At 35.1% G+C, this 19456-nt stretch carries 15 protein-coding genes; 8 read left to right on the top strand and 7 right to left on the bottom strand.

What is annotated here, in order from left to right; translation table 11 throughout:
- Positions 1-31 precede the first annotated feature (31 nt).
- The 3 genes from IEW94_RS15980 to ettA all read left to right on the top strand — a co-directional run bounded on the left by IEW94_RS15980 (position 32) and on the right by ettA (position 3267).
- Positions 32-1195 (top strand): OmpA family protein, encoded by a 1164-nt coding sequence (locus IEW94_RS15980; protein WP_229669558.1) that lies wholly within the window; start codon positions 32-34, stop codon positions 1193-1195.
- Between the two features lie 204 nt (positions 1196-1399).
- Positions 1400-1576, top strand: coding sequence for a CAL67264 family membrane protein (locus IEW94_RS15975; protein WP_188654930.1), 177 nt, complete (start codon positions 1400-1402; stop codon positions 1574-1576).
- Positions 1576-3267, top strand: a complete 1692-nt coding sequence (gene ettA / locus IEW94_RS15970) for an energy-dependent translational throttle protein EttA (RefSeq protein ID WP_188654928.1) — start codon at positions 1576-1578, stop codon at positions 3265-3267. Before IEW94_RS15975 ends, ettA begins: the two co-directional genes overlap by 1 nt.
- Before the next feature lie 44 nt (positions 3268-3311).
- Here ettA and IEW94_RS15965 read toward each other — a convergent pair whose 3' ends face one another.
- Positions 3312-3551: an FtsL-like putative cell division protein gene (locus IEW94_RS15965; protein WP_188654927.1), complete on the bottom strand. Its 240-nt coding sequence runs from the start codon at positions 3549-3551 to the stop codon at positions 3312-3314.
- Between the two features lie 184 nt (positions 3552-3735).
- Here IEW94_RS15965 and IEW94_RS15960 point away from each other — a divergent pair, with 184 nt between their 5' ends.
- Complete coding sequence (locus IEW94_RS15960) at positions 3736-4314, top strand: NUDIX domain-containing protein (protein WP_188654925.1); 579 nt, start codon at positions 3736-3738, stop codon at positions 4312-4314.
- Here the strand turns inward: IEW94_RS15960 and IEW94_RS15955 are convergent.
- A complete protein-coding gene (locus tag IEW94_RS15955) occupies positions 4311-5330 on the bottom strand; it encodes a formimidoylglutamase (RefSeq protein WP_188654923.1) in 1020 nt (339 codons plus the stop codon). The two genes, IEW94_RS15960 and IEW94_RS15955, sit on opposite strands and share 4 nt — an antisense overlap.
- Positions 5331-5450: 120 nt before the next feature.
- On the opposite strand from IEW94_RS15955, the gene IEW94_RS15950 reads away from it, so the two are divergent.
- On the top strand, positions 5451-6335 hold the full coding sequence (locus IEW94_RS15950; protein WP_188654920.1) for a DUF8428 domain-containing protein: 885 nt from the start codon (positions 5451-5453) through the stop codon (positions 6333-6335).
- A gap of 63 nt (positions 6336-6398) precedes the next feature.
- Here the strand turns inward: IEW94_RS15950 and hutI are convergent, their stop codons facing one another.
- Positions 6399-7640, bottom strand: a complete 1242-nt coding sequence (gene hutI, locus IEW94_RS15945) for an imidazolonepropionase (protein WP_188654918.1) — start codon at positions 7638-7640, stop codon at positions 6399-6401.
- Between the two features lie 206 nt (positions 7641-7846).
- On the opposite strand from hutI, the gene pta reads away from it, so the two are divergent.
- The 3 genes from pta to IEW94_RS15930 all read left to right on the top strand — a co-directional run bounded on the left by pta (position 7847) and on the right by IEW94_RS15930 (position 11805).
- Positions 7847-9940 carry a phosphate acetyltransferase gene (gene pta / locus IEW94_RS15940; protein WP_188654916.1) on the top strand — a complete coding sequence of 698 codons (2094 nt, stop codon included), beginning with the start codon at positions 7847-7849 and terminating at the stop codon, positions 9938-9940.
- A gap of 1 nt (position 9941) precedes the next feature.
- Positions 9942-11135 carry an acetate/propionate family kinase gene (locus IEW94_RS15935; protein ID WP_188654914.1) on the top strand — a complete coding sequence of 398 codons (1194 nt, stop codon included), beginning with the start codon at positions 9942-9944 and terminating at the stop codon, positions 11133-11135.
- 91 nt (positions 11136-11226) lie between these two features.
- Positions 11227-11805: a Crp/Fnr family transcriptional regulator gene (locus tag IEW94_RS15930; protein ID WP_188654912.1), complete on the top strand. Its 579-nt coding sequence runs from the start codon at positions 11227-11229 to the stop codon at positions 11803-11805.
- 156 nt (positions 11806-11961) lie between these two features.
- Here IEW94_RS15930 and IEW94_RS15925 read toward each other — a convergent pair whose 3' ends face one another.
- From IEW94_RS15925 to IEW94_RS15910, 4 genes are all read right to left on the bottom strand, one after another.
- Entirely contained in the window at positions 11962-13881 is a 1920-nt protein-coding gene (locus IEW94_RS15925; protein ID WP_188654910.1) for an OmpA family protein, read from the bottom strand.
- 68 nt (positions 13882-13949) lie between these two features.
- Complete coding sequence (locus IEW94_RS15920) at positions 13950-15863, bottom strand: OmpA family protein (protein WP_229669557.1); 1914 nt, start codon at positions 15861-15863, stop codon at positions 13950-13952.
- A gap of 63 nt (positions 15864-15926) precedes the next feature.
- Complete coding sequence (locus IEW94_RS15915) at positions 15927-16853, bottom strand: PorP/SprF family type IX secretion system membrane protein (protein WP_188654908.1); 927 nt, start codon at positions 16851-16853, stop codon at positions 15927-15929.
- An 11-nt stretch (positions 16854-16864) separates the two neighbouring features.
- Positions 16865-19456 (bottom strand): T9SS type B sorting domain-containing protein (locus IEW94_RS15910; RefSeq protein WP_188654906.1); only part of this gene is annotated, 2592 nt, incomplete at its 5' end.

Here is a 19456-nt window from a genome sequence, read left to right as displayed (position 1 = left end):
ATTTTAGCAAAAATTTTAACCCCAAATTAAAATGATACTTAAAAAAGGGATTTTATCTGTCTTTCTATTTCTAACTATTGTTACTACTTATTCTCAAAACGAACCAACACTCACAAAACAAGATTCCACTATTGTTAGTTTATGGGTTTTTGGCGTAGGTTTTAATGCCATTGATGATTCGGGTAATTCTTATGGTAATTTATTTGACATAAAGAAGGCTTGGAACGCTGTTCCTTTTCCTTCAAGATTAAGCATAGGTAAATATTTTAAAAATGGGTTAGGAATTGAAGGTATTGTAGCTTACAACAAATACAAAAAAGGAAAAATAGTAGACAACTTTCCACTTGATAGTGACAAAGATTACTTTTCCATCGATTCAAGGTTGAGCTACGACTTAAATAAGATTATCGGCAATACAGGATGGTTTGACCCTTATTTGGGCATTGGCGTTGGTTACACTCATGCCAATGACATTTCCAGGGGAACTTACAATGGAGTAGTAGGATTTAGAGTGTGGTTTTCTGATAATCTGGGTTTAGATGTCAACTCCTCAGGGAAGTGGGCCATGAAACCAAGGGTTAAAAATCATTTGCAGCATGCCCTAGGATTGGTCTATAGATTCAATATCAAAAAAGAGTTGACTGAAGAGGGCATGGCTAAATTAGACACAATTAATGCCATTGAAAAAGAAAATGCCAGAGTTAAGGATTCTGTTGCATTGGCTAAAAAAATAGATGAGGAGCATAGGTTAAAAGCCCAAGAAGAGCAAGCTAGGTTGGCACAAATAGAAAAGGAAAAAGAAGAAGCTAGAGAAAGGGAAAAAAGCAATATTCAAGATAGATTGAATGCTTTAGAAAACATTTATTTTCCATTTGATTGGTCGAGATTAACGCCTCAATCCAAAGACATACTATCTAAATTGGTTTTGATATTAAATGACTATCCAAAACTTTCCATTGAAGTTGATACCCATACTGATTCAAGAGGAAGTACTGATTATAATCAATCGCTTTCAGAACGTAGATTACAAAGTATCCTTAATTATTTGAATGAAAACGGAATTGAGCCCAGTAGGATTGTTGGAAAAGCCTATGGAGAGCTCAGACTATTTAACGAATGCGATGACCATACAAAATGTTCGGAAGCAAAACACCGGGAAAATCGTAAGTCAGTATTTAAAATCCTGAATTTTTAAATGGAACAATAATAATTAAGCATCTTTTAAAAGATGCTTTTTTATTTAAAAAATACGATATTTGTGTTTCTAATTTGCGCAAAGGATTGCAGCGATATCCTTTTTTATGCGGAATGTATTTAGGCATAAAAAAGATTTAGCGAAAAGCCTGACCTTGTTATCTAACAAGGATGCGCCCTAAGAAATAAAAATTTAATTATGGCAATGAATAAAAATACAGTGTTAGCTTGGGCAACATGGATTATGATTTTTGTGGGTTTTGGTTTAATAGCGCTTGGTGCGTTTAGGTATTATGAAGTAGCAGGTTATGGTTTTGCCGCCGTAGGGATTGGCTTTTTGGCTGTAGCTTGGGTGTTTAACGCTTTAAAAGGTAGGGTATAATGAGTGATGATAGGAAAGTGATTTTTTCAATGTCTGGTGTGACCAAGACATTTCAAGGCGCCAATACGCCGGTTTTGAAAAATATCTACTTGAGCTTTTTTTATGGTGCTAAAATCGGGATTTTAGGACTTAATGGTTCCGGGAAATCCACACTGCTTAAAATAATTGCGGGACTTGATAAAAATTACCAGGGTGATGTGACGTTTTTGCAAGATTATTCAGTTGGGTATTTAGAACAAGAACCCAAATTGGATGACAACAAAACCGTGATGGAAGTGGTACGTGAAGGAGCTGCTGAAACCGTTGCTATTCTAGATGAGTACAATAAAATTAATGACATGTTTGGTTTGGAAGAAGTATATTCCAATCCGGATAAGATGGAAAAGCTCATGAACCGGCAAGCAGAATTACAAGACCAGATTGATGCTGCCAATGCTTGGGAACTGGATACCAAACTTGAAATAGCCATGGATGCCTTACGTACACCAGATGGCGATAAAAAAATCGGAATTCTTTCTGGAGGAGAAAGACGTAGAGTAGCTTTATGTAGATTGTTATTGCAAGAGCCTGATGTGTTGCTGTTGGATGAGCCCACTAACCATTTGGATGCAGAATCTGTGCATTGGTTGGAGCATCATTTGGCACAATATAAAGGAACCGTTATTGCCGTAACACACGATAGGTACTTTTTGGATAATGTTGCCGGTTGGATTTTAGAATTGGATAGAGGCGAGGGCATTCCTTGGAAAGGGAATTACTCGTCTTGGTTGGATCAAAAATCAAAACGAATGGCTCAAGAAAGCAAAGTGGCTTCCAAACGCCAAAAGACCTTAGAACGTGAGTTGGAATGGGTAAGACAAGGTGTTAAAGGACGCCAAACCAAACAAAAGGCGCGTTTGAACAATTATGACAAATTATTGAGCCAAGACCAAAAACAATTGGATGAAAAGCTAGAGATTTACATTCCCAATGGTCCACGTTTGGGAACCAATGTTATTGAAGCGGTGAATGTCAGTAAAGGCTATGATGATAAGTTATTATATGAAAGTCTGAACTTTAAACTGCCTCAAGCAGGAATAGTTGGTGTTATTGGACCTAATGGCGCAGGAAAAACCACCATTTTTAGAATGATTATGGGGGAGGAAACCCCTGATAATGGTGAATTTATAGTTGGTGAAACCGCTAAGATAGTTTATGTTGACCAAAGCCATTCCAATATAGATCCTGAAAAAACCATTTGGCAAAATTTTAGTGATGAACAGGAATTGATTTTAATGGGCGGTCGGCAAGTTAATTCCAGAGCCTATTTAAGCCGTTTTAATTTCTCAGGTAGTGAACAAAATAAAAAAGTAAAATTACTGTCCGGTGGTGAAAGAAACCGTTTGCATCTGGCCATGACGTTAAAAGAGGAAGGTAACGTATTGCTTTTGGATGAGCCTACAAACGACCTTGATGTTAATACGTTACGTGCTTTAGAGGAAGGTTTGGAAAACTTTGCGGGTTGTGCTGTGGTTATTAGTCACGATAGGTGGTTTTTAGATAGGATTTGTACACACATATTAGCTTTTGAGGGAAACTCACAAGTTTATTTCTTTGAAGGTAGCTTTAGTGAATATGAAGAGAATAAAAAGAAACGGCTCGGTGGCGATTTGATGCCCAAACGAATTAAGTATAAAAAACTGGTACGTTAGTATAAAAAAGAAAGCCTGCATTTTGCAGGCTTTCTTATTGGTGTTTAATTATTTCCGTACATATGACCTTCAGTGAAGTCTTTGTATTCTTCTTTTTGCTTGGCCATTTCCTCACTTATTTTATCAAGACGTTCGTTTTCCTTTTTGAGTTTATAAGATTTTCGGATACCTAGGAGCAGAAGAATAGAAAAAAATACAACAACAATTATAAGCATGGTTACAATATCACTTTGATCTATTAATGCAAAGGATAGAAGCGAGAAAATATGATAACTGATGTGCATTTTTTATTTAAGATTAATAGCTATTCAAATATAAACTTTTTATTCATTAAACTAAAAATAAAAACCTATACATCTTTAAATCATTTAATTAAAACGGATTCAAGGCTTTATTTCAGTGATTCCGTAGCTTTAATTTTATAGTTAGTTTTTTTTATGGAAATTGCAAGAAATAAATTTAGTTATCATGTCTGTTAAGAATATACAAATAGAATTACTTTCAAAACAATATTATACCTTGAATAAAATCACGTTTGATTATATGATGCGAAATGGTGATTGGGTAACCCAAGTGCGTGAGTGTTATGACAGAGGTGATGGCGCCGGAATTTTACTGTACAACACTGAAAAACAAACCGTTATTTTAACAAAGCAGTTCAGAATGCCTACTTATATGAATGATAATGAAAACGGCTTTCTATTGGAAATTTGTGCGGGCATGTTGGATAAAGATAACCCAGAAGCTTGTATAATACGGGAAACAGAAGAAGAAGTAGGGTATAGGCTTAAAAGTGTGACAAAAGTATATGAAGCTTACTCGTCGCCCGGAGTTATGACAGAAAAAATGCATTTTTTTATTGGAGAGTATTCAGATGATATGAAAGTGAGCGCAGGCGGTGGTTTAGAGAGTGAACATGAAGATATAGAAGTCTTGGAAATACCATTTAAAGAAGCTGTTAGAATGCTTAATAATGGGGAAATCCATGATACCAGAACCATTGTTTTATTACAATATGCCCAAATCCATGGATTATTGGGCGCTTAATGCGAATTAGCCTTTATAAAATCAGTGATTAAATAAGTGATTAATTTGCCTATTTGACTTTCGTTTTCTGGCGTTGCAATGGCCTCACAAATATGTAAATAACAAGCGTTATCCTCTTTACCAAAAAAGTCAACAAACTGTCTAGCTTTTGTCACGCTAAATCCACTAGGTGTCATGGCGCTGCTTGAAATGTTTTCAATGGCATCACAATCAATTTCTATTCCAAATGAAGTGGTATTGACATGTTCCAAAGCTCTGTTTAACTCATCCTTGAATTTCACCTCGTTCCTTATTTCGAGTGATTCAAACGTGTTATATGTAATAGATTTTATCTTATTTATTTTTTTAAAAACAACATCAGGCGTGTAATTCTCATGGATTCCAAAAATAAAATAGTTCCTCATAAAGCCCTCTGTAAAAGCATATGAGAACCCATTTCCACTGTGCCTGCCTTCTTCCGCTCTAAAATCGGTATGGGCATCAAGGTTTATCACATTAATTGGGTATCCAAAGGCTAAAGCGCTTCCTTTAATATTTCCGTAGCTATTGTTATGGCCTCCTCCAATAATAATTGGTTTTTTTCCTGCCTTCACTATTTGTTGAACAATGAATGTTACATAGGTATCTATCTTTTTTACAATTTTCCTAGCTTTTAAAACATCCTTTTTTTTGGACGGATTCAGTTTAGAAACCTTTAATAATTCCGTTGTAAAGTCCAGATAGCCAAGTATTAAAACCCTGTTGGCTTTTGTAAATTCATTATTTTGAATATTCAAAAGAAATTTTATTACAGCACTCCAAGTGTTGCAAGTACCTGATTTTCCGTGGTTTGCAAAAACACCTATATCTTCGGGTAAACCAATTATCACATAGCTAACATCCAAATTTTCAAGTTGTTCGTATATGTTAGAAATGGATGATAATGTTTTTATATGTTCACCAAATTTAGATTCACCAGAACGTTTATTTAGTGTTTTTTTTAGATCTGAATTGTTAAATAAAACCAGTTTGTCCATTGAAGCAATAAGTTTTTGAATATTTAAAAATACAGTTTTATTTATTCACAACATTAAAAACAATAACTATAAAAATTAAAAAAATCGTTAAACTCTAAAACAATTTAAAAACAGGTAATTATGGAAAATAGTAAAAGTGGAACAGGATTAAAAGTAGCGTTAGGGATTGCTTTAGTCCTTTTTTTAGGAACAGCTTTTTATACAATGAATTTGTACCAAAGCAGTCATAAAATTCAAAAAGACTTAACTGAGCAAAAACAATTGGTCATGAATGACCTTAATGCCATGGCAAAGCAATATGATGATGCCATTAGTGAAAACACCGTAGCCAATCAAAATTTAGTTGAAGCTAGAGCTCGTATACAAGGTTTGATTGATTCATTGAAAATTTCTGAAACCAATGTGAAAAGCCTTTGGAGATACAAGCAAAAATATGTATCACTACAAAAAGAAATGAACGAATTATTGGCACAAAATGATTCACTTAGAGTTCAAAACTCATATTTAGCGACTTCTTTGGATAGCACACGAGTTCGTTTAGAAGAGAGAACTATGTTTACAGACTCTTTATTGGTTCAAAACACAGCTTTAACTGAAGTTATGGAAGATGCTTCTGCACTTACAACCGTTGGTTTAAAAGGGTTTGGTGTTATAGAAAGAACCTCTGGAAAATTGATTCCAACAGAACGCGCAAGCCGAAGTGATAAAATCAGGGTATGCTTTACAGTTGCAAAAAACAAGTTGGCGCAAGCTGGAGACCAAGAACTTTATGTTCAAGTAATAGATCCAAAAAACAACACACTTGGAGCCAATGAGCAAGTTATGTTTGGTGATACAGCTATTAACTACAGTATTGTTAGCAAATTTAACTATGAAAATGAAAGTCTTGATATTTGCGAATTTGTTGCTTCAAAAGGAGACAACGATTTTGAAAAAGGACGCTACACCGTTAATGTTTATAACAATAAAGGATTAGTTTCTAAATCTGAATTTACGCTTAAATAATTTATAAGAGTTTTATACAAAAGCCCGAAAAATATCTTTCGGGCTTTTTTTATTTACAAAAACTCAGTAATTGATTGGTGTTCCATTAATGATGACCATTTCTATATGGTCATCGCCAAAAGCATATGGGAGGTAATGGTAGCTTGGAATAGCTTTGGTTAACATTACATTAGCTTTTTTGCCTTTGGTAATGCTGCCAACTTCATTAGCCAATCCCATGGCATAGGCGCCATTTATGGTGGCTGCATTAATAGCCTCTTCTGGAGTCATTTTCATTTTTATGCATGCCGTACTCACAACAAAATTCATATTGCCACTAGGTGTTGAACCTGGATTGTAATCTGATGCTAGCGCAAGAGGCAATCCAGCGTCAATAAGTTTTCTGGCAGGTGTGTAGGGAATACTTAGAAAATATGAGCACGACGGAAGTGCCACTGGCATGGTTTGACTGCCTATAAGGCTGTTTATATCATCGGCGTTGAGTTCTTCCAAATGATCAACAGAAAGTGCATGATGTTTAACACCTAAGGCTACGCCACCAAAAGTATTAAATTGATTGACGTGTATTTTTGGAGTCAATCCGTATTGCTTTCCAGCATTTAAAATGATTTCAGTATCCTCAAGATTAAAATATCCTTTTTCACAAAACACATCAATAAAATCCGCTAACTGTTCCTTTGAAATTTGAGGAAGCATTTCATTGACTATTAAATCAATATAACCTTGTTTGTTATCCTTGTATTCTGAAGGTAATGCATGTGCTCCTAAAAAGGTGGATTTTATTGGTATTGGGAAATTGTCTTGTACTCGTTTTATAACACGCAGCATTTTTAATTCAGCATCTACGGTCAGCCCATAACCCGATTTAATTTCCAGGGCACCTGTTCCCATTTTAATGACCGCTTTTACGCGTTTGATGGATTGTTCATAAAGGTCATCTTCACTGGTTTTTTGAAGCTTTTTTGCTGAATTTAAGATACCACCGCCACGTTTGGCAATATCTTCATAGCTTAAACCATGGATTCTATCCACAAATTCCTGTTCTCTATGGCCAGAATAAACAATATGCGTATGGGAATCGCACCAAGTTGGCAATACCATTTTGCCTTGAGCATCAATTATTCTATCTGGTGTTTTGTTTGGGCAATTATCCATGCTTCCAAAATCCCTAATGATATCATCTTCTATTAATAGAAAAGCATTTTTAATTGTTGGGAGTATTCCCATTTCTTTTCCAGAAACTTGTAGGATATGTTGATCCCTAACTTGAAGAAGTTCTTTAATGTTAATAATAAGTAAACTCATACAGTAAAAATACAAGATATTTTTTAGACGAAACCATATTTTTTAATCGAAAAAAAACTTACAAAATATGATTAAAATCATTTTAAAATTCAATATAAAAATTTCAAAAAAAATATTTAAAAAAAAGCGCAAAACCCTTGATTTTAGGGCGTTAAAAATTTATTTCAATAAAAATTTTAGAGTACATTTGTACAAAATTAGTACAAATGAATAAAGCTATTTATATAGCAACCAGTGAGCCTAATAGTGGTAAATCAATAGTCGCTTTAGGTCTTATGAGAATGTTGTTAGGAAAGACCCCAAAAGTAGGATATTTCAGGCCTATAATTGATGACGAATCAAAAGAAAAAATTGATAACCATATCAATACCATATTAACGCATTTTGAGTTGGATATAAAACCAGAAGAGGCTTTTGCCTTTACGCGTTCTGAATTTATAAACAAGCGAAATACTGGAAAAGAAGGTGAAATTTTTGATACCATTATTGAAAAATACAAGGCCCTTGAGGATAAAAATGATTTCATGTTGGTTGAAGGAACCGATTTTTCTGGAGAAGGTGTTGCCATAGAATTGGATGCCAATATTTTAATAGCCAAAAACTTAGGTATCCCAGCCATTATTGTATCAAGTGGAATAGGCAAGACCCTTGATGAATTTATTGGTGGATTGCACTTGGCCTATGATTCTTTCAAGGAAAAGGAAGTAAAGGTATTAGCTGTCATAGCCAATAAAGTTCAAGAAAAGAACATACCGATAATCATTGAAGGTGTTGAGCAAAATTTACCTAAAGATGTTATTGTTAATGCCATTCCTTTAATTCCGGCATTAAAAAATCCAACAGTTAAAGAAATAGCTAAAGCCATTGATGCAAAAATTATATTTGGTGAGGATTTCATCAATAATCAAACCAGTAGTTTTAAAGTTGGTGCTATGCAATTGCGTAACTATTTAACCCAGTTGGAGCAAGATTGTTTGATTATTACACCTGGTGATAGAGCCGATATTATTTTAGGTGCGTTACAAGCTAATATTTCTAGTAATTATCCATCTATTTCTGGTATAGTCTTGACCGGCGGTTTGTTACCTGAGGATTCTATTGTTAAGCTTATTGACGGTCTGCAACAAATTGTACCTATTTTGTCATCTAAATATGGCACTTTTGATGCGGCCAATAAAATAGGTGCTGTACGCTCTCATATGTATGCAGAAAATAAGGACAAAATCATCATGTCTTTAAACACGTTTGATAAATATTGTAATATTGATGAATTATCAGATAAATTAGTGACATTCACTCAAAGAGGCATCACGCCTAGAATGTTTCAATATAACTTATTAAAGCGTGCTAAAAAATCAAGAAAGCATATTGTACTTCCTGAAGGTAACGATGATAGGATTATTGAAGCTGCCGCACGATTGGTTTTAATGGACATTGTTGATTTGACCATTTTAGGCAATAAAGACCAAATTACTGAAACAATTCACAGATTAGGTTTAAAATTGGATATCAATAAAGTAAATATTATCAATCCTTTGGAATCTGAATTCTCACAGGATTTTGCAAATACCTTATTTGAATTGCGAAAAAACAAAGGTGTTACCATTGATATTGCTGAAGATTTAATGAACGATGTATCGTATTTTGGAACCATGATGGTCTATAAAGGATTGGCAGACGGTATGGTTTCTGGTGCAGCACATACAACACAGCATACCATTAAACCTGCTTTACAGTTTGTAAAAATGAAACCATCTGTATCGGTTGTTTCTTCAGTATTTTTTATGTGTTTAGATGATCGGGTGTCTGTATTTGGTGATTGCGCTATCAACCCAAACCCCAATGCAGAGCAGTTGGCAGAAATCGCCATTTCATCAGCAGAATCCAGTATGGCCTTTGGAATTGAACCAAGAATCGCCATGCTATCATACTCCTCTGGTTCTTCAGGAAAAGGGGAAGAAGTTGACAAGGTTAGAAAAGCAACTGAAATTGTCAAACAAAAACGCCCGGATTTAAAAATAGAAGGACCTATTCAATATGACGCCGCTGTTGACATTGGTGTAGGCAAAAGCAAAATGCCAAACTCTGAAGTTGCTGGACAGGCCACCGTTTTGATCTTTCCGGATTTGAATACGGGAAACAACACGTATAAAGCAGTACAACGAGAAACTGGAGCATTGGCCATTGGCCCTATGCTACAAGGATTGAATAAACCAGTAAATGATTTAAGTAGAGGCTGTACCGTAGACGACATATTTAACACAGTTATTATTACAGCCATTCAGGCACAAGGAATTTAAAATGAACATATTAGTAATCAACTCAGGAAGCTCATCAATTAAATATCAATTAATACAAATGCCAGAGGAAATTGTGGCGGCCAGTGGAATGGTAGAACGTATTGGATTAGATGGCGCGCTAATAAGTTATAAATCTGGAGATTTTAAATTGACTCAAGAAGTTGATATTCCTGATCATGAAACAGGTTTATTAAAAATAACCGCTTTATTATTGAATGAAGAATTTGGTGTCATAGGAGATAAAGATAGTATTCATGTAGTAGGACATAGAGTGGTACACGGAGGTAAAACGTTTTCTGAAACCGTAGAAGTGACTCCAGAAGTAAAAGAAAAGATAAAAAGCTTGGTTCCCTTGGCGCCTTTGCACAACCCGCATAACTTAAAAGGGATTGAGGTTGCCGAAAAGGTGTTTTCTCATGCCAAGCAGGTTGCGGTTTTTGATACGGCCTTTTTTCAAACCATGCCGCAAAAAGCATATCAATACGCCATTCCAACCAAATTTTTGGAAGATTATGATATCAGGGCTTATGGCTTTCATGGAACCAGTCATAAATATGTTTCTGAAAAGTCAATTGAATATTTAAAAAGCGAAAAGGCAGCATATTCAAGAATAATCACGGTCCATTTAGGAAATGGCTGTAGTATTTCAGCGGTAAAAGACGGAAAGGCTGTGGACCATTCTTTAGGTTTTGGACCTGCTAACGGACTCATAATGGGAACGCGTGCAGGCGATATTGATCAGTCCGTGATTTTCTACCTGATAGACAAATTAGGGTATTCAGCAGATGAAGTTAAAGATATTTTACTTAAGGAAAGCGGTATGCTGGGACTTACAGGATTTAGTGATATGCGTGATATAGAGGCAAAATCGGCTGAAGGCGATGAAACTTGCCGATTGGCTTTATACATGAACGGTTATCGAATTAAAAAATACATTGGTGCTTATATAGCAGCTATGAATGGACTTGACGCCATTGTTTTTACAGCTGGAATAGGAGAGAACAGTAGTGTAATCAGAAAAATTGTTTGTGAAGACATGGAATTTTTAGGATTACATCTTGATCACAGAAAAAACGATGTACGCGGCAATACGTTAAGAGATATTAGTGTTCCTGGTTCTTCAGTAAAAATTTTAGTTGCTCCAACAAATGAGGAACTGGAAATTGCAAAACAATCTTATGTGTTAGTTAATTAAATAATCAAAAATCGTTTTTAGGTTTCTTTTGTTCAGAAATTAATGTATATTGGAACGTCCTTCTTAATTGCTTTAATTTTGTGACAATAGTTTGAATCCAAATCTCTCATTTTTAAACACATTTATCGATGTTTCTGAAGATGCTTTTGAAAAGCTTAAAGGAATTTCTACGTTTAAACACATCAAAGCAGATACACTCATAGCTAAAGAAGGCGAAACACCTACTAAAATCTACATGCTTGTTTCTGGTTTAATGCGGGTCTACTTTAGTACAGAGAGTGGAAAAGAGTTCAATAAAAATTTCTTTATGCCTATTTGTTTTGTAGGATCATTTACGGCCTTGATAAAAAATAAACCATCAAAATTAAACTATGAAACCTTAACGGACTGCAAGGTGTATGAAATTGATTATGTTAAGTTGATTAAACTTTGCCACACGGATATTGTTATCAGTAATTTATATAACAAAATAGTGGAACATATTTTTATGCAATATGAAGAACGCCAGCTTGAGTTGATTTCACTTGATGCCAAACAACGTTATTTAGAGCTCAGAAAACGAATTCCTGATATAGATTTATTGATTGCACAATACCATATTGCATCGTATTTAAGTATTACACCAGTTCAATTAAGTAGGATACGGAAAGGATTAAAAGCGCTATATTAACATTTGTTAATGAAAATGATTTTTCAATAGTATATATTTACCATGATATTCTTTATACCAATCTTGTAATAAAGTATTGATAGCTAACCAACCAATAAAAAAACAGGTATTTAAATACCTGTTTTTTTTCTATAATTTCTTGAAATACTTTAATTTTTATTTCATTTTGATGACTATAAACTCAGTACGTCTGTTTAATTGATGTTCTTCTTCTGTACAAGGTACACTTCCATCACAGCCGTTGGTTAATCTGCGTTCACCAAAACCTTCATATTTTGTAATTCTAGAAGGATCAATACCTTTGGAAATTAAATAGTCAAATGTAGCTTTTGCTCGTTTTTGGGATAACCAATCGTTAAATGCTGTTGTTCCCCTAGAATCTGTGTGTGACTCAATCCTAATAATCATGTTGGGATAGATATTGGTCATCATGTTAACTATTTTGTCAAGTTCCAATGCGGCATCTTTTCTAATGTCATATTTTTCAAAACCAAAATAAATCGTGTTTAATTCGGCTAGTTTCACAACATCTTGTAGAGGATTTAATGAAAAATCAGCTAAGATACGCTTAGCAGTCTTATCAATGTTTTTAGAGGTTATTAATCTGGACTGATCTTCATATTTTTGGTGACTGGTTAATAATTTATAATCAGCATTTCTGTCAATATTAATTTCATAGTAGCCGTCAGCATCAGTTTCCAAATCTGCCATTTTGTTGCCACCACCATCAAATATACTAACGGTTGCATTTGCAATTGGTTTGTTGTTGATTGCATCGGTTACTGTTCCTTCTAATTTCAGTGGCAGTAATCGGTTATAAGCATAAATATCATCACTGCCAACTCCACCATCTCTGTTTGAAGCAAAATAGCCTGATGTGCCATCCGTATTCATGAAAAATGAAAAATCATCTTTGCTTGAATTAACTGGAACACCAAGATTCAAAACGCCTGTTATGTTATTATTTTTATCTGTTATTGCAGCAAAAATATCCAACAGTCCCAATCCTTGATGACCATCTGAAGAGAAGAATAGGGTGCCTTCACTATTAACAAAAGGAAATACTTCGTTTTTTTTGGTATTGACTATATCTCCTAAATTTTTTGGAGAGCCATATGATCCATCCGAATTTATATCAACATAATAAATATCAGAACCACCAATACTACCAGGCATATCTGAAGCAAAGTACAGTTTAGTGTTGTCACTATTTAATGCAGGGTGTCCTGTAGAATATTCATCACTGTTAAAAGGTAAATCTTCAATATTGGTCCATGAGCCATCAACAAGTGTCGCTTTGTAAATCTTTAAATTGCTAATACCTTTTTTATCCTTGTTAAGTGTATTTTTGTTGAAGTTGTTTCTTGAAAAATACATGGTTTTGCCATCATTGGTGATTGTAATAGGACCATCATGATATACTGAATTTACTTTTCCTTTAAGTTTATATTTATGATTGATGACATTAACACTATCATTTTTGTCTTTAACGTAAACGTCTAAAAAGGGCTGCCCATCCCATCCGTAGGTGTGTTTGGTTGAAACGCCTTCATCTCTTGAAGAAGTGAAATATAATTTATCACCATACTCAAAAGCTCCAAAATCACTATATTTTGAATTAAAATTCACCGTTTTTAAAAAGTACTGTGGTTTAGCATTAAAAATGGTTGTAATAAAATCAGCATCCTTCATGAACTTTTCATTATTCAGTTCACCGCCAGCATCTTTAAATTTTTTCAACCAAACACGTGATTCTTTATAGTCTTTAATACCCCTTAAAGACTGCGCATATCTGTAGTAATACTCTTTTGGAACATTGTTTTGCTCAACAGCTTTTTTGTAATAAACAGCTGCACTGTCTGGATTTCGCATGTAGGCATAGCAGTCACCTAACTGTCTTACAGCATAATCGGCGTTAAAGTTTTTTTCCAGAAGTGTTTCATAAACTTCTGAAGCGTTTACAAACGAGAATTTATTGAATAAGGCATCTGCTTTTTTTTGCTTTCCGTATTGAGCAAATAAGGCAGCATTTATTAGCAAAATTATATAAATTAATATGTGTTTTTTTGGTTTCATGGGGGTATTGTTTTAATTAAAAAACACTTTGGTTTTTTAAAAGCAGGTTAGTTTTATTTCATAACTAATTATTCCATTTTTACAACTATAAATTGTGTACGTCTGTTTAATTGATGTTGTTCTTCTTCACATTTAGCGCCATCTTCACAGCCATTTGTTAAACGGCGTTCCCCAAAACCTTCATGTGCTACAATTCTAGAAGGATCGATACCTTTTGATATTAGATAATCATAGGTTGAATTGGCCCTGTCAATAGATAATTTATCATTATAAGACCGTGTTCCTCTTGAATCTGTGTGAGATTCAATTCGAATGACCATATCTGGGTAGTCGTTTTTCATCATAGACACTATTTTGTCCAGTTCTTTAGCGGCATCTTCCCTGATATCATACTTGTCAAAATCAAAATAAATAGTATTTAACTCGGCTAGTTTAACAACATCCTGAACAGGATTCAATAATAAATTTGCGGTAATTGATGTCAGTTCAGTTTGTAAGTTTTTTGATGTAAATGTTCTGTAATCATCAATATATTTTTTCTGGCTAGCTACAATTTTGTAATCTTTATTTCTGTCAATGTTAATTTGATAGTAACCATTTTCATCAGTTACCATGTAGGCAATCTTGTTGCCTTTGTCATCATATAAGGTAATCACAGAATTTGCAATTGGCTTTGTATTGATGGCATCACTTACAACACCTTCAACTTGTAGCGTAGGAACCCTATGGTAGCCATAAATATCATCATCACCACGACCACCTGGTCTGTTTGATGAAAAGTATCCCGTAACGCCATCAGGATTCATGGTAAAGGCAAAATCATCTTTATTTGAATTGATTGGAATTCCTAAGTTTATAACGTCAACAATTTCATTGTTATCACCTTTAATGGTTCCATAGATATCCAATAATCCTAAGCCTTGGTGTCCATCAGAAGAGAAAAACAGAGTGCCTTCATTATTGATAAAAGGGAATCCTTCTGCTTTGTCTGTATTTACAATATTTCCAACATTAACGGGTGTTCCTAAGCTTCCATCTGGGTTTATATCTACATAATAAATATCAGAACCACCATATCCTCCAGGTCTATCCGAAGAAAAATAGAGTTTGGTATCATCGGTATTGAGAGCTGCATGTTGGTTAGAAAAGTCATCACTGTTTATGGAAAGATCTTCAACGTTTGTCCATAAGCTATCTTTTAAGGTTGCACGGTATATTTTCATATTGATCAACCCTTTTTTATCCCTGCCTTCTATATTTTCCTTGTAGTTGTTTCTGGTAAAATACATGGTGTTTCCATCTTTTGTGATGGTAACCGGACCGTCATGGTATATGGTATTTACATCACCTTTTAGTTTGGAAGTATGATCTACTTTTTTGCTTCCTACATCCGTTACATATACATCCAAAAACGGTTGTTCATTCCAGCCGTAAAGGCGTTTAACCGAAACACCCTCGTCTCTTGATGACGCAAAATATATTTTGCCTTTAAACTCAAAAGCACCAAAGTCGCTGAACTTTGAATTGAACCGTATTCTATCCAAAAAATACTGTTGTTTTGCATTAAAAACGCTTGTAATGAAATTGACATCCTTTTCAAAATCATTGGTATTAACAACTCCTCCAGAATCTTTAAACCGTTGTAACCACACGCGCGATTCTTTGTAGTCCTTTATACCTCTTAAAGATTGGGCATAACTATAATAATATTCAATAGGAACATTTTCTTGTTTGACAACACTTTTGTAATATCTAGCGGCATTTTTAGGATCTCTTAAATACGCATAACAATCAGCCAAACGTCTGGTTGCATAATCTTTATTGTAATTATTGTCAATAAGCTCTCTATATACTTTTGCTGCTTTTACAAATGAGAATTTATTGAACAATGTATCAGCTCGTTTCTGTTTTCCTTGTTGAGGGAATGCAGACAAACTTATCATTAGTACAATTGAAACTAGTATGTAGTTTTTTATTTTCATCTGTTTTAAAAATTTTTCAATTTAAGAATGCTATTGCAATGGTTACAATTTGATTGTTTTCAATTAAAAATATCTTGGCGATTTTAATTTTGAACTTAAGAATTTAAACTCATAAATCAACAAAATCTCATGTGTGCCAGAGGTATAGGCCGCAATATCAGAAATTGGTTTCTCATAGGCATAACCTATGCGTAATTGTCTTGATATTTGAAAATCAACCAAGCCACCAAAAGCAGCAGTGTTCTCATTGATTCTGTAAGAACCACCTAGCCAAAACTTCTCATTGAATAAGAAATTGGCAGTTAAATCATAAGATGCTGGTGCACCATTGGTTGCTTTAATTAAACCAGCAGGTTTAAATTTGATGCTTTTACTCAAGTCAATAACACATCCTAAGGTAAGATAATAACTCAATCTTTCTAAAGCTTCATAGCCATCAGTTTTGTTCTTATCTGTTTTTAAAATTCTAGGTGTTGATAAACCTGCATAAAATCTATTGGTGCTATAATACAATCCAACTCCCATATTTGGTGCCCACCTGTTTCTGTATCCTTTAAAATAATCATCTTCAGATACTTTTGGGTCATTTAAAAAATCGGAATCCAGACTGTATTGTGTAAATCCTGCTTTTAAACCAAAAGCCAGTTTACCGGATCTTCCCGTTGGGATACTATATGAAAAATCACCATATAAATAAGAAAAATTTTCTGGGCCTAAATCATCTTGAATAAAAGAAAGACCTAATCCAATTCTATCATTTCTTAAAGGCGTGTGGATTGAGAGTGTTTGCGTAATGGGACCTCCTTTAAAGCCAACCCACTGACTTCTGTGTAAACCAACAATGCTTAAAGCCTCTCTACTACCTGCATAGGCAGGGTTTATCGAGATTGTGTTGTACATGTACTGTGTGAATTGCGGCAACTGTTGTGCAATTCCTACCGTACAACTAAACAACGCAAAAGCTATTATATAATGTTTAATAAGTTTCATAGGTTAAAGTTTTATTTGGTTCCAACGTAAACTGGGCCTGTAAATGGAGCCAATCCACTATTTTTTAAGATAACAATGTAATAATATGTTCCATTTGGTACGGTACCAGCATTTCCTAAAGAAGAACTTGTTGATTTACCATTCCAATCATTTTGATAATTATCAGATTCATACACTAAGGCTCCCCAACGGTTGAAAATCTTGACTTCCATAACAAAACCACATAGCTCAACACCACTTATTTTAAAGTTTTCATTCCATTGGTCACCGTTAGGCGTTATGGCTTTTGAGATAACTACATCTTCACTTCCACAAGGCAATACCGTACAATCTGCATTGATATTCATGGACACATTGGTAATGCTTATACAACCACTATCTGTTGTTGTGTATTTGAACAGATAATCTATTCCACCGTCTTTTGGGAGGAAATCCATACTTAACTCTAATGTTGTTGGATTGAAAATATGACCATCGAGAGTTGCTGCTGGATCACCTTCAACCATTTCCCAAACACCATTTAGGTTTGGTACCTGCAAGTATTGATTTAAGTCAACTACACCATCATCATAACATCTGTCTTCTGCAATTATTTCTGTAACAACTTCATCAAGTGCAACATGCAGTGTTTGTGTATATGTGTTTTCATTTCCACAGGCATCACTGACTTTCCAAGTTCTTACAATTTCATAATCTGTTAAGATATTTTCATCAAACGTATTGGTTTCACTATAGTCAACAGTAACATTTGACGAACAATTATCCTCAAATTTCAAATTAGGAACATCTGGAACATCAGCACAACTTACATTCAGTTCAGTATCTAATTCACTTGTCAATACCGGCGCTGTTGTATCTTTAACTGTAATAACCTGATTAACAGAACTTGCGTTGCCACAATTATCAGTGAATGTCCAAGTACGAGTTATAATCACATTACAAGGATTTGAATTGTCTACACTATCAACACCTGCAACGGTAATATTACCAGAACAGTTATCTACAGCAGTTAAATTGCCAGCTGATGGGACATCATCAATACATTCGTAGGTCATATCAGTAGGCGCGCTTGGAGCTACCGGAGCAATTGTGTCTGTAACTGTGATGACTTGAGCAACAGAACTTGAATTACCACAATTATCTGTGAATGTCCAAGTACGAGTAATAATTACGTTACAGGGATTTGAACTATCTACACTATCTACACCAGCAACGGTAATGTTACCAGAACAGTTATCTACAGCAGTTAGGTTTCCTGCTACTGGAACATCATCAATACACTCAAAAGTCATATTAGCCGGAGCATTAGGTGCTATAGGAGCAATATCATCATATATCGTGTATGTATAAGTCCAATCAGCAGTGTTGCCCGCACAATCAGTATACGTGAATGTATATATTTTATCTCCTTGACATACTGGATCATCATTTTCGGTCATGATAGGAACTACTTCATTACCGTTGGCATCAAATACAGTAGGAGGAGTTGGAACCACAGCATCAGCAATACAACTTACAGTCGAAGCTTCATTTGCAGGAACTGTAAATGGCGCTAAGATAATTGTATAAGTATAAGTCCAATCAGCGGTGTTACCGGCGCAATCTGTATATGTAAATGTATATTTAATAGTCCCTTGACAATCAGGTGTTTCAGTAACTTCTGGCGCTGAAGGAGTTAAAATATTTCCACAATTATCTGTGACGGTAGGTGGAGTTGGTTCCACAGCATCAGCTAAATTATCAATAGTTTCTGCTCCATTTTCAGGCAATATAAATGCATTAAGGTCAATGGTGTAAGTATAGGTATACACTGATGCATTTCCTGCACAGTCGGTATAGGTAAATGTATAAACTTTAGTGCCTTCACAAACTGGATCTGGACCGGCAGTAATTACTGGTGTAATGATGCCATTACATACATCTGTTACTATAGGAGCATTAGGCTGAACAGCATCTGATAGACATTGAACTGTAGAACTTTCATTAGTAGGTACAGTTGGCGCCGTTGTGTCCTCGATGGTAAACGTTGCAGACGTTGTGGACGTGTTTCCACAATCATCTGTGGCAGTAAAGACTACAGTTGCAGAACCAGTTTCCCCACATCCATCAGAAAGTGCAGAAAAATCATTAGACCATGTAACATTGCCACAAGAATCGGAAGCAAAAGCTCCAGCATTTGAATTTAACCAATTGTTAAGGTCTGCAATATTACCTGCACCATCACACTCAACCGTTAAATTATTTGCCTGAGTGTCAATAGTAGGTGGCGTAGTGTCCTGGACGTTGATGGTCTGCGACAATGTCGTTGCGTTTCCACAGTTGTCAGTGGCGGTCCAGGTCCTTGTCAGGATATATGTATCCTCACAGGTTCCGTCGGTTCTGACCTCGCCATCGTAGGTAACGCTCACGTCGGCATCACAGTTGTCTGTAGCCGTTGCGATTCCCACTGCAGGCACAGCATCACATTCCACATTGGCAACGTCTGCCGGAACGGTTAATACGGGCGCAATGTCATCGTTGACCACGATAAGCTGTGTACATTGAGAGGAGTTTCCATCATTGTCAGAGATGGCATAAACCCTTGATATAGTCTCGGGACAGGT

This window comes from Yeosuana aromativorans, assembly GCF_014646655.1.
Lineage (GTDB): Bacteria > Bacteroidota > Bacteroidia > Flavobacteriales > Flavobacteriaceae > Yeosuana > Yeosuana aromativorans.
This window is presented reverse-complemented; position numbering and strand designations above follow the sequence as displayed.